Below are 14,676 nucleotides of genomic sequence, written 5' to 3'. Positions count from 1 at the left end.
TTGTCACTACGCCTCTCTCTGAAAAAGATCTGAACAAGACTTTGCTCAAACTTCTGACATTTGGTCAGGTTTCCACCCAATCGACTCCGTAGCCGTACATGCCAGCCATTAGCCGCCAGGATGATTGCCATCTCCTTCCATTACTGGCTCTCGCCAGTCGGCGGCTGATATCCCATGAACCACCAGCACGACCACAGCTACAAACTGCTGTTCAGCGAACCTAGAGTCATTCGAGACCTCCTGACAGGCTTCATCAAGGAGGACTGGATAGCGCATCTCGACCTCGACTCACTGGAGAAGGTCAGCAGCAGCTTTGTCAGCGACGACCTGCGCGATCGGGAGTCCGACGTCATCTGGCGCGCACGCTTCGGCGATGACTGGATCTACGTCTATCTGTTGATCGAATTCCAGAGCACCATCGATCCCTTCATGGCGCTGCGCATCATGACCTACGTGGGCCTCCTGTATCAGGACCTGATCAAGCAGCAGAAGCTCTCGCCCCACGCCAGGTTGCCCCCGGTGCTGCCCGTCGTGCTCTACAATGGAGAGAAGCGTTGGAACGCCGCCGTCGACGTATCGGACCTCGTTCAGAGCGTGCCCAGGGAGCTGGAGCGATACCGCCCACGAATGCCCTATCTTCTGCTGGACGAAGGCGCCATCGTGGACTCGGAGCATTGGTCGCCGGAGGCACGCAACGTGGTAGCCGCCATATTTCGGCTGGAACACCACCGTGGCACCAGGGAGGCGGTCGAACTGATCGGGCTGCTGGCAAGATGGCTCGAAGCGCCGGACCAGACTCGTCTGCGCCGTCACTTCGCCATCTGGATCAAGCGCGTGCTGCTGCCCAATTGGATACCCGAGAGCGAGGGAACCGAGTGGCAAAATCTTAACGAACTCAATGAGGTACACAACATGCTGGCCGAGCGTGCAAAACGATGGTCCGAGCAGTGGAAGCAACAGGGTCTTGAAGAAGGCCGCCAGGAAGGCCGCAAGCAAGGACGTGAGGAAGGACGTGAGGAAGGCCGCAAGCAAGGACGTCAGGAAGGACTGCAGGAGGGCGAACAAAAGGGCGAACAGAAGGGTGAACAGAAGGCTCGCCTGGAGGTCGCCCGCAACATGATCGAGCGGACGCAGATGGACGACCAGACGGTGGCGGATCTGTCGGGGCTAGACATCGCGCAGGTCAGGACGCTGAGAGACGAACTCAAACGCTAGGTGTGAAAATCCGTGAGGTTGCTCACGGAACGGGCCAGCCGGCCAACGCGAGACTGATCATTCAGGAAGGCATGTGGTCGGTGCCAGTTGTACTGATGAAGCCAGGCGCGCAGCTGCTGGCCTCGCTCCTCCGAGCTCCGTAAGACCAGGGATAGGCCCACACGCGCTTGAGAGTACGTGCCACCGTGCTTTAGGCGCTGTCCGAAAAGTCGACGAGCGAAGGTTAGACAAGGCAAAAATCGGTGAGAAAGCGCAGTTTACGGGGTGTAAATGAGCATTTTGATCCGATTTTTAACGCCGTATTACCGAGCGCAGGCACTTTTCAGACAAGCCCTAGCCAATCCCCAGCGCCTGGGCAATCTGCCAATAGGCCTAGCGTCGCCGGCAGCGCTCGGCGATCTGTTCCACCGTCGTTGCGTCTGATGCCAAAGCACTTCGAGCAGGGCGTGCGCGGACGCAGTTTCCGAGTACACCACCTTCAATGCGGTTTTTCCAAGAACCGAGGTTGATCCGCGACCCGACACCTAGCGCCTGTTGCGGCCCTTCCATGTATCCAGCCATCGGCGTAGACGGTGCCAACGGCGATTTACAGCTTCACCAGCACTATCGAGGCCACCTTCAACTTCCTCCATCACCGGGTCGAGATGGCGCCGCCTGAAGCGCACCCAGGCTCGCCACAGGAAAGCGACAGCGCTTCCCATCAGCACCAGAAAACCGTATGTAAACCAATTGAATGGCTTGTCATTCGGGCCTTCGACCGACTCAATCGAGACAGCATTAGGAAAGATGGAAAAGAATTGGTTGCGCCAACCGTAATGCATGATAGAAACCCATTGAGGATCCGCCCGTGTCGAAATCCGGTCACTGGCCTCCGTATAAAGATTTGCGGTATCGAACTTGAAGTAAGGTGGCCAGCTCCAGCCGGTATCCTCATTGCGATAGACGATCGCTTTACCACTGGGGAAAACTGCTTGTATGAACTGAACATCACGATTTTCCAGCGTATTGGTCAAATCATCCGGGTCAGACCAAAAGATGCGCGTCCAATCGTTGATATCCTGTCGCTTCTCGTAGGTATCGACGATACGAACGACGTCATACTGGGGAAGGCTATAATGCATGACCGCTCCGGCCATCAGCCAGAAAACACCCCAGAAACTCCACTTCACGATTGCCATTGACTGCCCCCTAGAAAAAATTGATAACAAACACCAAAACAGTCATCAACGTGACGGGAAAGATATAAATCAAGGATATCAATATAGGCCGCCAGCGGCGACGATACCGACGCATCGATCTGCGCACAAAGACTCTCTCGTCACCAGCTGAAGTGCGCCTTTTCCATTCATCTTCAATCCCCTTGCGCCAACGAAAAAAAAGGTAAACATTGACAATGATATAGCAGATCGTCATAAGAACCATGACGACCAGGATCAGGCGAGCAAAAGCAATCACGCATTATTCCTCGTTACTGCCAAATAGCATGGCGCGAGCGGAGCCTTTATCAGAGATATACTCACGAACAATAGCATCGACGGAAAAATCTCTGACCTCACGCGGCCAGCTGCGGTAGCGGCGATAGAACTCATCCTTGTGACAAATGTAGAGCTGTAGAACGTCATTAGGAACCAGTTCCGCCAGCAGCATATTGACCAGATCCTTCACCGGCGTGTCAGCAGCACGAAGGGTAGCAAAGTAGGCGGGATGACTTATGCCGACCTTTGGCCTTGTTCCACCGGCCTCTGCCCACCGGACAATGGACGCCAGCCCTTCATACTCCATGGGTAGTGAGACGCCATTGCGGGCCGCAAGACGACGTAGTCGAGACCCGGCATGTCCAGTTGAATCAACAGATTTTTTCGCCAACTCCAGACCAAGCATAAGGTCCAGCTTTCGGCGCAGGACAGCAACACCCTCATCGCCTGGAAACTTGACGACAGTCTCGACAAGCTCGTTGTCACTCAAAAAACGGGCCACATCACGTCGATCATCGAGCAGCATTACAAGCGCCGACGGCAGCTGGCGCCGGTACTTCTCTTCGCGCACGACAACACTCGGCTTCTCCATATCTTGAAAGATATACAGACCGCCAAACAAAGACGTCCAGAAATTCCTCTGCTCGAAGACAGCATGCTGGAGCTGGACCGGGTTCCGCGTGACATCACCAGTACAACGAGCAACTTCGATCATTTCGTTGATCAGTTGTTCATTGAACCAGCCATCCTTCTCATCGTGGAAACGATCCACCAGCCTGGCAAGGTGGCCCGCCTTGGCAATGGTGCCATTCGTCGTGTCCGCAACCACCCTGATTTGACGAATATCGAAAAGGTCCCGGGGGCTCTCGACACTGAAAACAGAATTCTCCAATTCACCGGCTATGGCGTCGGTCGCTGTCAAGGCAAATAGTTGTCGTTCGTTCTCTCTGATAAATCGGTTCAAGATTTGTCGACTGGTGGAAAAATGGGCGTTGAGCAAGGGGCATCGGCCTTGTTCGTTACTCAATAGAATGAATTGACGATTGACTCCGCCATGATTCAAGTACTGATGATCACCCAACTCTGAACCAACTTCCGGGGAATACCCGGAAACATCAACATGAAACTCGGAAAGCTGGGTGGTCGCACCAGTCAGATGCTCGAGTGCTCTGTTGTAGCGATCCACCAACACAGGCGAGTCGACGTGGAAAAGATTGGAATACATCAGACCACTTTCGATCAGCCGCTGCATAGGATCACCCTCTGCCATCCTGGAAGCGACGCTGAGCTTCGTGACGACGTTCCATATCACGTACCAAGGCATCAATCGCTGCTTCATCGGAGCTTCCTGCATAGCGAAACTCGCTGTCGGCGTAGCGATTGATTTCCTGAAGGACCATATTTGAAGTGATCGGGACACGAAGCTCTGAAATCATCGCCTTCTTCGTTTCATAGTCCTTGGCCAGAAAGACATCCGGAACCTCCATCCACTCATCAGGTATATCGAAATCCATCGAGCGAACTTTAACCGCGTCGCTTATGTTTTTTATTGCGCGGCCGGTAAATCTCTCATCAACCTGCTGAATCTCCTTCAGATATGTCCCCAAAGCAGCAACTGAATCAATATCGCCGAATTTCTCGAAAACTCGTTAAGAGCCTCTTTCAGGCGTGGCTCAGCAGGCCTATTGTAGGAAGAAAAGGATTGAACGATTGCTTGCTTTATGCCCTGAGAAGAATAGAGTTCGTGCTTTCCGAGTGGGATACCATGGTGACTGCCCAGCAAAAGATGCAGAATATCGATATAGTCCTCTCTGGTTTTTGGTCCATCAACCAGAAATCTGGCACCCGCCCGCTGGCGAAGAGCGTCGTCGACATTTTCCGGATAGTTCGAAAACATTCCGAAAGTACAATTCCCTCTTACCACGGTATTGGCGCCGGCAAATGCCTCCATCAACACGGCAGTCACCTCCTGCTGCCCGGCGGAGGACTGACGGTCACCGCGTTTTCCCGCAATCTGGTCGATATCATCAATAGTTCCAAATCCTATCACCGAAGGATCCATGACATGATGAATGAAGGCCTTGGCGTTCTGTCCCGACTTGCCTTGATAACTGTCAATATTGTCAACACCGAAGTTCTGGTAGCGAAAGGGGTAACCCGCCACTTGACAGTAGTCATGAATCAATCCCGCCATCATCTGGATCAGAGTGGTCTTGCCGGTGCCTGGTTTACCGTCCCCCATGAAGGTGAAGATAAAACCTCCCAGCTCGGCGAAGGGGTTCATGCGACGTTCAAAGTCGTACGCCATCACCATACGGGCAAGCCTCTGCGCCTGGTGCTTGGCGATATGATTACCGATGACCTCTTCAGGTCGCTTGAACACCATGTTCAAATTACTGGATCCACCTCGACGCGCCGGCTCGAAACCTCTCAATGTGAGCCTATCTGTCTCTACTCTCCATACGCTGGCGGTGAAGGTTCCCAGTCGCGGAGCGTTCTCTGCCCTTAGAACCACCTTCTCCAACAACTGTTCGGTCCAGGCAAGCAGGGCGGCAACAAGGTGAACGTCATCGCTGGCATGCAAAGCGACAATCTGATCCAGTTCCCACAAGACACCATGAAGAGCCAGTTGAGCGTTGTCAGTAACCAGTTCTTGTAACTCGCCCACCTCAACCTGTGTCTCGCTGCCATGATCGAGCAATAGCCATGCCAAGGCGTTGGCAAGAACATGGGTGGAGATCAGCGCCTCGGCGGCAAGCAGCTCCGTGAACTCGGTACGCCGCGATGAAGCCAGTGAGCCAGAGAGACTGGCCTGTTTAAGCTCCAGCAACCCATTGCGCTCGGCCCAGCATTCGCCAATCGCCAGAGCAATCGCGATGGATCGCCGGAGGCCATGCTGGACGGTCGCCTGGAGCGGAGACATCAATGGGTCTCCTCCATTGCTTGTCGCTATCCGTTCGCCCAAGTGCACTCCATCCGGGCGCCCCGTGGAGCGTGTGGCGAGCCCCGGCGTGGTCGATCGAAGCCTGCGAGTACGACCTATACCTGGAGATATTTCTTTCTCGTCAAGCGTAAGCTGCTGCCGTGGGCGGGCGATACGGGGACTGTGATCAAAGCCCTCCAGCATCCTTTCAGCCGCAGCGTAGTGCCTCTGGATATCATCTTCGCGCAGTTCCATCTGATCGCTGTCAAGACTCATGAATCCCTCGCTACCGGGCCTTCCTGCCACGGTTATCTATTGTTGCTTCGCACCTCGGGACGGCGCCGTCATCGTGTTATAAGTGCAGCACCTGACCCGATGGGCTGACCACAAACTTCTGCACATCGGCAAACCCGGAGGGGGCCAGCTCAGCCAGGACTTGAAACGGACGCTGAGGCAAAATGATGGAGCGTAACGTACGAGTAGCTCCGGAGTGACCCGCACCATCAGAGAAAGGGTCCAGGGCAAAGATTTCGCGCTCGACCTTACTGAACCATCCACTACGTTCTTCTTGCGTCCCATCACTATCGAGCTCCTCCTGGGTCCAGGCCAAGGCCCAATCGTCCTCTCCCCCTGGACAGGCCTGCTCGAGAATCTGCCGCAACGGTCCGGCCTGCTCGGTATAGGAGGACGAGTACATGGGCCCAATGTGATAGCGGTGGAGCCGTTTTGGATGAACGTCATCGAAGTCCGCATCCAACCCACGGGCAATGGTCAGCAATGTCAGTCCAGCAAGGGACTGGGCCATCAGGTGAGCCTGGACAGCTGGCCAACGGTATTCGTCTTTTGGCAGAGGGGCAGAACCACTGTCATCGACCTCCATCAAGTAGATGACAGGTAGATTGACCTGGCTGTCGTAGACAGCCCAATGGATGAAAAAACGCCTTCGCCCACCGTCACTGTCCAGCATCTCGCACTGAGGGTCATTTTGAATCCAGAAAAGAGCGCCTCGAGAGATTTCCTCGTAATAGAGTCGCTGGGACATGGCATACTGAAGTCGGGTAGGCGAACGGCACTCACCAAGGATGGTGCGAATCATCTGAGCCTTGAGTTCGCGTGTACTTGGCATATTTGTCAGATGGCGTGAAGCTTGCTGAGCGTCATTAGCCATACGCATCAACTCGCTGGCGACCGGAAAGCCACTCTCGCGTCTGTCCACGGTGAGGCTACCGAGACTACGGGAGGGGGTTTGCCCCACCATCAAATACTTGGTGCTCAACGCGTCAAAGGTAAAATCAAGGCGCTTCAGATAATCCGTCAGTGCTCTTGCATCTATGCGGTTCAGTTGATCGCTGGCATGCATGGCTGCCGCCACTCTCTCGAGCCGCTGGAGGATCTCGCTGAATCTCCGAAAGTAATGACGCGAAGCATACACGTCAGCTAACTCAAGATGATCACAATCTGACGAATCCATCGCACCCTCTTTTCGGCGAGTACCGGCTAGCACATCATTCTCATTTAACGATGACATCATTCACCGAATGATCGCCTCCAGAAGGAGGCTGGTATAAAACCTCTACCTATCACGTCTCGAGTGATGGGGAACCTGCCCCTCAACGTCCATACAGATTCTTGTCATGTTTCTCGACGATCTTTGAAAATCTCCGAGCAAAGCGCTCGTCAGCGCGGGCCTTTTTCTCCAGGACGTCTCTTGCATACACCATCTGGCCTTCATGTGCTTCGAGCATATCGGCCATGCGCTGGTTGGTTGCACTGCCGATGCCCGCCATCGCAGTCTGAGCTTCCTGGTCTGTCTGGGAGCCAATTTCGTTGATCCTGTGCGCTACGTCCTGCTGCTGAGCCGTCTTCAACGACTTACTCAGGGCGTCGTATAGCACAACTCTTTGCTGAGTATCTGTCTGGAGCTTGTTGATCAGCACCTTTTGAGTCGCTGCCTGATTCTGAAGACTGTCCAACCAGGTTTTCCCCTTCTCGATGTAGCGCTCGAGCGTTTGCGAGCGGGAGATGCTGACCTGTTCATCCTGGACCAGCGCGTTGTAGCGTGTATTCGTGTCTGCAAGCTCGGTTTCCAGGCGAGTACGCTGCGCTGCATCCTGCTCCACGGATATCTTGCTCTCCAAATCGATGAGCTGTGGGTCAAGTGCCTCTATTTCGGCTCTCAGCGACTCAAGCTCTGCTACCGCTGCCTCTCTATCACCCAGCGATCGTTCCAGATTCTTCTGGACCTTTTCCTGCTGGCTCTCGAGCTCCTGTAATTGGCCATCCAGAAGCTTTACGATGATGTCGGATTTGGCGATAAGGTCCTGCAGCTTTTCGTCTATGCTTGCGCTCCTCATTCGCTCCTGACGCATGGACTCAGCCTTTCCCTTGCTAAAGATTCCGACGAATTTCTCCATACTGGACTTGTTGCGCATTTCGTCAAAATCTTTGGAAAAACCGGCAGTAGTGTCATCAAGCCCCATGATCAACTCTGCGATATTGGCGTTCATGGTCTCGGTGTGGGCATGAACGTCATCCAAGGTAGCAACTTCGATGTTGAAGCCTACTGAGTCTCCTGCATCTGCGCGGGCACGAGCTGCTTCAACACTGGCAGTGACTTCGGCGATTTTTCGCTGCGACTCTTTCACCTTGTTGCTCGATTCTTCAATCATGGTATCGAAATGGGATTTCTTCATTTTTTCGATATTTCCCTGTGATCTGTCCGGATAAAAGGCATCTAGCGCGACCCAAATCCTAACCTTGACTGCGCCTATACCGCTTTTGAGTTATACAGCAACCAAAACGCCACATTTTTTCGAGAAAACCATGTGTCCTGTGATATACCTGCACACCTTCAGTCAGGACGACTTTCTCTCCCATCCTATTCCTACGTCTTGAATAAAAGTACACGTAAACTTTGCAATATCAGCGATATCTTCTTCAAAGCATCGCCTAATCCCGGATGTGGCAAACCTGTAAGATTTCACCCATAAACATACAAAAAACACATGATTTACCATCATGACTGGCCATTGCTAGCTGCCACACACAACAACAATGATTCATGAATGGTGGGCGGGAAACAGAAGAGACAAACAAACATCAGGTCAATCTCGCCACCAAGAATAATGCGCCATCGAGAAAGCCATACAACTTCATGATGTGGATCAATAAGTAAAACCATCTCCTACAGCCTAACCCGGGCAATCAATGCTCAATATCGAGTCCTCCTGACAGGCTTCATCTACAATGGAGAGAAGCGTTGGAACGCCGCGTCGACGTATCGGACCTCGTGCAAAGCGTGCCCAGGGAGCTGGAGCGATACCGCCCACGAATGCCCTATCTTCTGCTGGACGAAGGCGCCATCGTGGACTCGGAGCATTGGTCGCCGGAGGCACGCAACGTGGTAGCCGCCATATTTCGGCTGGAACACCACCGTGGCACCAGGGAGGCGGTCGAACTGATCGGGCTGCTGGCAAGATGGCTCGAAGCGCCGGACCAGACTCGTCTGCGCCGTCACTTCGCCATCTGGATCAAGCGCGTGCTGCTGCCCAATTGGATACCCGAGAGCGAGGGAACCGAGTGGCAGAATCTTAACGAACTCAATGAGGTACACAACATGCTGGCCGAGCGTGCAAAACGATGGTCCGAGCAGTGGAAGCAACAGGGTCTTGAAGAAGGCCTCAAGCAAGGACGTGAGGAAGGCCGCAAGCAAGGACGTCAGGAAGGCCGCAAGCAAGGACGTCAGGAAGGCCTGATGGAAAGCGAACAGAAGGGCGAACAGAAGGCTCGTCTGGAGGTCGCCCGCAACATGATCGAGCGGACTCAGCTAGATGACCAGACGGTGGCGGATCTGTCGGGGCTGGACATCGCGCAGGTCAGGACGCTGAGAGACGAACTCAAGCGTTAGGACTTGTACGAAAAGTGCCTGCGCAGGTGCCGAACGCCTGAAGTACACCCGCGCTGCCGGGCACGACACCATGATTCACCCACGCACAAAAAAACCGCCTCTAGGGGCGGTTTTGATGTTGCAGCAAGTCGTTGATCCATAACCATCTTTTAGATGGTGCCGGCACCAGGAGTCGAACCCGGGACCTACTGATTACAAGTCAGTTGCTCTACCAACTGAGCTATGCCGGCTCGGGCCGACCGGAAGGTCGCTTGCTGCTCTGGTGTTACGCCTTGGGCGTCTCACCCGAAACGGGGTTGGCGTGGCTGGGGTAGCAGGATTCGAACCTGCGCATGCCGATACCAAAAACCGGTGCCTTACCACTTGGCGATACCCCAGCAGAGTTGGTGGCCAGAGACGGAATCGAACCGCCGACACGGGGATTTTCAATCCCCTGCTCTACCAACTGAGCTATCTGGCCCCTTGCCAACGCGACGTATTAAACCAATTCCTCCGTTTTCCGTCAACCCCTTTTCTTTCAAAATGATGGCGAGCGCTTTTCAAGGCGTCGCAAGGCTAGGCGTCACGCGGGACATAGCCCTCGGCGCGGTCGGTCTCTTCATTGTCGAAGAAGCGCTCCATCTGCTCCATCAGGTACTCGCGGTTGGCCGGGTCCATCATGTTCAGATGCTTCTCGTTGATCAGGCGGGTCTGCAGCGCCTGCCATTCTTCCCAGGCCTGGCGTGACACGCTCGCCTGGATTTCCTGCCCCTTCTTGCCCGGCAGCGGGGGGAAGGGCAAGGCGTCGAGCTCCTTCTGGTACTTGCGGCAAAACACGGTCTGACTCATGGCGGTCTCCTTTCTATGGTACGGCCTGCTGGCTACGGTGTGGCCTGCTGGCACGAGGATAGCAGTGTGCCCCGCCCAGACTTAAGCGTTCTGTTGCTGCAGAGCCGTGGCGCTCGTCCCGGGCTCCCTGTGCGCCAAGGTCAGCGCGGGGGCAGCACGGGGGGGGGGGCAGCACGGACGTCAACGCGACGGTGGCTGGCTCAAGGCAAAGGGAGCAAGTGAGGCGAGCAGCTTCTTTACCGGTGCGGCAAGCCCCACCGACTCCGGCGCCTGGGGGTCATACCACAGCCGTCCCTCGGCAACGCCATCGACACGCCCGCCACGTGCCGGCACCGGCGTGATTTCCAGGCGAAAGTGACTGAACACATGAACGAAGCTCGACCAAGGCTCGTCTCGCTCGGCTCCTGGCGCGTGGGTATCGAGCCAGGCATCGATCTCGGCGTCGCTGTCGAACTGGGGAAGCCCCCACAGCCCGCCCCACAGCCCCTGGGAAGGCCGCTGCTCCAGCAGGATGCGCCCGGCCTCGTCGCTCAGCACCAGCATGCGGGTATGGCGCAAGGGGATCGCTTTCTTCGGCTTGGACTCCGGGAAGCGCTTTTGTTCCCCTCGGGCGCGGGCCACACAGACATCGGCGAACGGGCAGCGCTCGCAGTCCGGCTGGCCACGGCGGCACAGCGTCGCCCCAAGGTCCATCATGCCCTGGGTGAAATCCACCACTCGCTGTTCCGGCGTGTAGTGCTCGGCCAGGTGCCAGAGCTCGCGTTCCACCGCTGGCCGACCGGGCCAGCCTTCCAGCGCGTGCAGGCGCGTCAGTACGCGCTTGACGTTGCCATCCAGAATGACGGCTCGCCTGCCGGTGCTCTGGGCGATGATCGCCCCGGCGGTCGAGCGGCCAATGCCGGGCAGCGCGGCCATGGCATCGAGGCTGTCCGTGGGAAACTCGCCTGCATGCTGTTCCACCACGACTCGGGCCGCCTTGTGCAGATTCCGGCCTCTGGCGTAGTAGCCCAACCCGGTCCACAGATGAAGGACCTCATCCTGGCTGGCCTCGGCGAGGGCCTTTACATCAGGAAAGCGCTGCATGAACCGCTCAAAATAGGGAATTACGGTAGCAACCTGGGTCTGCTGCAGCATGATTTCCGAGACCCACACCCGATAGGCAGTACGATCATGCTGCCAGGGAAGATCGTGGCGACCGTGCACATCGAACCAGTCGAGCAGGCGCCGGGAAAACACCTCTGTACTGAGCAGCGGCGACACTCGACCGCTATCCTTGTCGCCTTTCGCCCGACTGTCAGGGCCAGAGACTTCTGATAAATATTTCATAAAACCAATTAGTTATCATCACTCAAAAGTCAGACACGAAAAAAAGCGCCGACACGGAGGTCGGCGCAGTGACTGGCTTGCTTGATGCTCAATTAAATAGACCACGGACGGCGTCACGAAGTTCCTTGCCCGCCTCTTCTCCGATGCGTTCGTCGAGACGTTCGAGCTCCTTGCCCAGCCGCTCCTCGACTTCCTCGTTGACGCGGGAGCGGGCCTCTTCGGCGACCAGCTCGCCCAGATTGGCCTTGAAGGCGTCGGCGTCAAAGCCGCACCACTGGCTGCTGTCACCCTCCAGGCTGCCTTCGCAGCGCACAGGGAAGGGCACCTTTTCGAGACGCCGATTGACGCTGCAGGCGGCATCGGCGGTGTCGACAAAGCGCGCCGCCCCGTCGGCATCGAAACGCTGGCTGCCCAGATCGAGCTGGCCACCACCACTGACCTCGATACCCGGCAGGGTGATCAGCAGGTCGTCGTTCTGGGCGACGCCGTCACGGATGGTGAAGCGCGCGCTGATGTTCTCGAAGCGGGTGTTCTCGCTCCACTCGCGGGTGGTCTGCTCGCCTTCGAGGCGCGCCACGGCGGTACACAGCTGACGCGAAATATTGGCGCGGGGAATGCTGCCCTCGTTGATCCGCGTGTCCAGGGTGCCGTTGAGGTGACGGGTCAGCTCATGGCGAGCGTTGCCGCGGGTGGTCAGTTCACCACTGGCATGCAGCGAGCCGCTGAGCGGGGCGGGCTCCTGCCCAAGCGATGTCAGCAACGACTCCAGACGCACGCCCTCGACCTCCGGCGCCAGCTGCCAGGCGAGGTCATCGCCGCTGGCGTCGAGCACCCCGGTGGCCTTAAGCCGACCTTCATGGAAGCCCGCTTCGAAGCCGGTCAGACGGTGCCTGCCACCCTCGCCCTGCATGCTCAAGGACACATCCTGGTAGCGCTGGCCGCCCAGGATCAGCTGACCCAGCGCCAGCGATACGCTCTCGTCCAGCCCGGCCAGAAAGCTTTTCGGCAGGATCGCCGGTGCGCCGTCCTGGTCCTGGGCCAGCGCCGACGCGATGCCGGGAATGCCGTTGGCGGCGGTGTCCTGCTCGGGCGGCGGCAGATAGCTGTCGGCGTCGAGGCGGTCGCCTTCCAGATCGAGATCGACCCGGGTGCCATCGAAGCGTGCGCCGAGGGAACCGGAGAAGGTGTTGTCATCGAGCACCAGCGTCAGGCCATTGAGCGAGAGCTGCTCGAGGGTGCCTTCCACCGGACTGGTCAGCGCCACTTCCGACAGCGCCTCGTCGCTGGACATGCTGGGCATGGCGTCCATGCGCGCAAGCCAGGCACGCAGCGACAACGGTGCCAGACGCACCTGGCCGTCATAGCGTGGCGCCGAATTCAGCTCTTTCAGGTTGAGATTCCCCTTGAGCGAGAGACCATCGGGGCCGCTCAAGGCGATATCGCGCAGCTGGGCGGTGCCGGCGCCGTAATCCGACTCCAGCTGGAACGACAGCGTCATGGCCACACGCTTCTCGCCTAACTGGGGTGCCAGCAGGCTGGCGTCCAGTTGACTCGGCGCCATGTGCAGACGCTGCTCGCCAAGGTTCAGCACCACCTCGTCGCTGGTCAGGGTCGCCTCCTGGGGTTCCGAGGCACCGGCCAGCAGAGTACTGGTCTCCAGCGTCACGTCGCTGAGCACGTGGCGGCTGTCGGCGAGACCCAGATTGACGTCGCTCTCCAGGGTGACATCGCTTTGCAGGCCAGGGGTGCGCTCTTCCGTTGTTTCGCCCTCACCGCCGCCATCGAGCTGGTCGAACACCTTCAGCTGGAAGGTGGAGCTGAGCGGAAAGGCGGTATCCGGATTGACGTTGCTACCGTTGATGGTGAGCTTCTCGGCCTGCCACTCGCGGCCGGCCTGATGATCGACCAGGCTCAGATGGCCCTTGGTCACCTCGACGCTGGCGATGTTCAGGGCCACCGACAGACCGCCTTCATCATCCGGGTTGGGGCCTGCGCTGGCCGGCGCCAGCGCCTTTTCGGCGTCATCGGCCCTGTTTTCGAGGCGTTCGAGCAGCGCCTCCCAATTGCCGGTGCCATCACTGTCGCGCTCGAGATTCAGCGACAGCCCATCCAGGGTCAGGCCATCGATGGCGATTTCGCCGCGCAACAGCGGTGTGAACGCCAGGCTGACCGAGGCCTCGGAGAAGGCAGCAAAGGCCTGGGCGTCATCCGCCTGATCCGGCAGGCGCGCTTCGGCCTCGGCCACGCTGACACCAATGCGCGGATAGAAGGACCACTCCAATGGGCCTTCCAGCGACAGTTCGAGCCCGGTGTGCTCCTTCACCACGGACACCAGCCTCGGCTTCATGTCCTCGGGGTTGAAGAAGGTGGTGACGTAGACCACCGCGCCCACCGTGACCAGGGCGAGGACGCCGACGACCGCCAGCAGGGTTCTTACGAGTCGTTTCATTTGCCGCTTTCTCCGGTGGGCAGATCGAGTTGGAAATCATCGCCGCTTCGCGTCAGCTGATAGCCCAGACGCTTTAGCAGCATCTGGTCGGCCAGGGTCAGCTGCGAACCGGCCACGCTCAGCGCCACGCCGTCACGGTTGGCGGCAGCGCTGATCAGCGCCAGCAGGCGCGAGCCCACGCCACGCCGACGAGTGGTCTTGCGAACACAGAGGTCGAACATGCGCCAGCGCCCGTCACCAGGACTGACGGCGACGGCACCGAGCAGGCGATCATTGAAGCGCGCCGCCCAGAAGAAGCCATGTTCAAGCTGGCGGGTCACGTAGGCTCCCGGCGGGAGCTTGATGCGCTCCTCCGGCGCATCGGCATAAATGCGGGTCAGATCGATCCGCACCTGTTCATCGGCGTCCCAGACATCCTGGTCGACGCGAAAGAGGGTCACCGGCATACGCTGTCTCCCTTGGCCGGAGGGCGGCGACGGCCGCCACTGGAATGGCTGCATTGTAGCGGATGGGGGTGCCGATTCACTATAATGGCTGTCTTGTGCGCCTCGCA

General features: G+C 57.5%; 13 protein-coding genes and 3 tRNA genes. 2 read left to right on the top strand and 14 right to left on the bottom strand.

Going from position 1 to position 14,676, the window contains the following annotated elements; translation table 11 throughout:
• Positions 1-174: 174 nt before the first annotated feature.
• Positions 175-1,215: an Rpn family recombination-promoting nuclease/putative transposase gene (locus tag NFG57_RS01655; RefSeq protein ID WP_348815202.1), complete on the top strand. Its 1,041-nt coding sequence runs from the start codon at positions 175-177 to the stop codon at positions 1,213-1,215.
• Positions 1,216-1,739: 524 nt separating this feature from the next.
• Here NFG57_RS01655 and NFG57_RS01650 read toward each other — a convergent pair.
• The 7 genes from NFG57_RS01650 to NFG57_RS01620 form a co-directional block, all read right to left on the bottom strand.
• Positions 1,740-2,393 (bottom strand): DUF1523 family protein, encoded by a 654-nt coding sequence (locus NFG57_RS01650; protein ID WP_348815201.1) that lies wholly within the window; start codon positions 2,391-2,393, stop codon positions 1,740-1,742.
• Positions 2,394-2,403: 10 nt separating this feature from the next.
• The gene (locus NFG57_RS01645) at positions 2,404-2,670 is read right to left on the bottom strand and encodes a hypothetical protein (protein WP_348815200.1); all 267 of its coding nucleotides are present in this window, start codon (positions 2,668-2,670) and stop codon (positions 2,404-2,406) included.
• 3 nt (positions 2,671-2,673) lie between these two features.
• Positions 2,674-3,942, bottom strand: coding sequence for a DUF6638 family protein (locus tag NFG57_RS01640; protein ID WP_348815199.1), 1,269 nt, complete (start codon positions 3,940-3,942; stop codon positions 2,674-2,676).
• 4 nt (positions 3,943-3,946) lie between these two features.
• Complete coding sequence (locus tag NFG57_RS01635; RefSeq protein WP_348815198.1) at positions 3,947-4,204, bottom strand: hypothetical protein; 258 nt, start codon at positions 4,202-4,204, stop codon at positions 3,947-3,949.
• 77 nt (positions 4,205-4,281) lie between these two features.
• Complete coding sequence (locus tag NFG57_RS01630; RefSeq protein WP_348815197.1) at positions 4,282-5,889, bottom strand: ATP-binding protein; 1,608 nt, start codon at positions 5,887-5,889, stop codon at positions 4,282-4,284.
• A 76-nt stretch (positions 5,890-5,965) separates the two neighbouring features.
• Positions 5,966-7,084, bottom strand: coding sequence for a hypothetical protein (locus tag NFG57_RS01625; RefSeq protein ID WP_222515776.1), 1,119 nt, complete (start codon positions 7,082-7,084; stop codon positions 5,966-5,968).
• Positions 7,085-7,223: 139 nt separating this feature from the next.
• A complete protein-coding gene (locus NFG57_RS01620) occupies positions 7,224-8,306 on the bottom strand; it encodes a hypothetical protein (RefSeq protein ID WP_045994473.1) in 1,083 nt (360 codons plus the stop codon).
• Positions 8,307-8,944: 638 nt separating this feature from the next.
• Between NFG57_RS01620 and NFG57_RS01615 the strand changes: the two genes are divergently transcribed.
• Positions 8,945-9,520, top strand: coding sequence for a hypothetical protein (locus NFG57_RS01615; protein ID WP_348815196.1), 576 nt, complete (start codon positions 8,945-8,947; stop codon positions 9,518-9,520).
• Between the two features lie 154 nt (positions 9,521-9,674).
• Here the strand turns inward: NFG57_RS01615 and NFG57_RS01610 are convergent.
• From NFG57_RS01610 to NFG57_RS01580, 7 genes are all read right to left on the bottom strand, one after another.
• A tRNA-Thr gene (locus NFG57_RS01610) sits at positions 9,675-9,750 on the bottom strand.
• Between the two features lie 72 nt (positions 9,751-9,822).
• A tRNA-Gln gene (locus NFG57_RS01605) sits at positions 9,823-9,897 on the bottom strand.
• Between the two features lie 7 nt (positions 9,898-9,904).
• Positions 9,905-9,980, bottom strand: a tRNA-Phe gene (locus tag NFG57_RS01600).
• A 95-nt stretch (positions 9,981-10,075) separates the two neighbouring features.
• Positions 10,076-10,348 carry an oxidative damage protection protein gene (locus NFG57_RS01595; protein WP_045994673.1) on the bottom strand — a complete coding sequence of 91 codons (273 nt, stop codon included), beginning with the start codon at positions 10,346-10,348 and terminating at the stop codon, positions 10,076-10,078.
• 180 nt (positions 10,349-10,528) lie between these two features.
• Positions 10,529-11,608, bottom strand: a complete 1,080-nt coding sequence (gene mutY / locus NFG57_RS01590) for an A/G-specific adenine glycosylase (protein ID WP_231498413.1) — start codon at positions 11,606-11,608, stop codon at positions 10,529-10,531.
• A 154-nt stretch (positions 11,609-11,762) separates the two neighbouring features.
• A complete protein-coding gene (locus tag NFG57_RS01585) occupies positions 11,763-14,123 on the bottom strand; it encodes an AsmA family protein (RefSeq protein WP_348815195.1) in 2,361 nt (786 codons plus the stop codon).
• Positions 14,120-14,569, bottom strand: a complete 450-nt coding sequence (locus NFG57_RS01580) for an acetyl-CoA sensor PanZ family protein (protein ID WP_045994670.1) — start codon at positions 14,567-14,569, stop codon at positions 14,120-14,122. The genes NFG57_RS01585 and NFG57_RS01580 overlap by 4 nt, the downstream gene beginning before the upstream one ends.
• Between the last annotated feature and the right edge of the window lie 107 nt (positions 14,570-14,676).

It is taken from the genome of Halomonas sp. H10-59 (assembly GCF_040070555.1).
GTDB lineage: Bacteria > Pseudomonadota > Gammaproteobacteria > Pseudomonadales > Halomonadaceae > Halomonas > Halomonas litopenaei.
Note: the sequence above shows the minus strand (reverse complement) of the source record. Positions and strands in the feature narration are given on the sequence as shown.

Coding starts and splice junctions, on each gene's coding strand:
- NFG57_RS01640 (WP_348815199.1), bottom strand. CDS start 3,942: ATGCAGCGGCTGATCGAAAGTGGTCTGATGTATTCCAATCTTTTCCAC.
- NFG57_RS01635 (WP_348815198.1), bottom strand. CDS start 4,204: ATGGATTTCGATATACCTGATGAGTGGATGGAGGTTCCGGATGTCTTT.
- NFG57_RS01620 (WP_045994473.1), bottom strand. CDS start 8,306: ATGAAGAAATCCCATTTCGATACCATGATTGAAGAATCGAGCAACAAG.
- NFG57_RS01625 (WP_222515776.1), bottom strand. CDS start 7,084: ATGGATTCGTCAGATTGTGATCATCTTGAGTTAGCTGACGTGTATGCT.
- NFG57_RS01585 (WP_348815195.1), bottom strand. CDS start 14,123: ATGAAACGACTCGTAAGAACCCTGCTGGCGGTCGTCGGCGTCCTCGCC.
- NFG57_RS01595 (WP_045994673.1), bottom strand. CDS start 10,348: ATGAGTCAGACCGTGTTTTGCCGCAAGTACCAGAAGGAGCTCGACGCC.
- NFG57_RS01615 (WP_348815196.1), top strand. CDS start 8,945: ATGCCCTATCTTCTGCTGGACGAAGGCGCCATCGTGGACTCGGAGCAT.
- NFG57_RS01655 (WP_348815202.1), top strand. CDS start 175: ATGAACCACCAGCACGACCACAGCTACAAACTGCTGTTCAGCGAACCT.
- NFG57_RS01650 (WP_348815201.1), bottom strand. CDS start 2,393: ATGGCAATCGTGAAGTGGAGTTTCTGGGGTGTTTTCTGGCTGATGGCC.
- NFG57_RS01630 (WP_348815197.1), bottom strand. CDS start 5,889: ATGAGTCTTGACAGCGATCAGATGGAACTGCGCGAAGATGATATCCAG.
- NFG57_RS01580 (WP_045994670.1), bottom strand. CDS start 14,569: ATGCCGGTGACCCTCTTTCGCGTCGACCAGGATGTCTGGGACGCCGAT.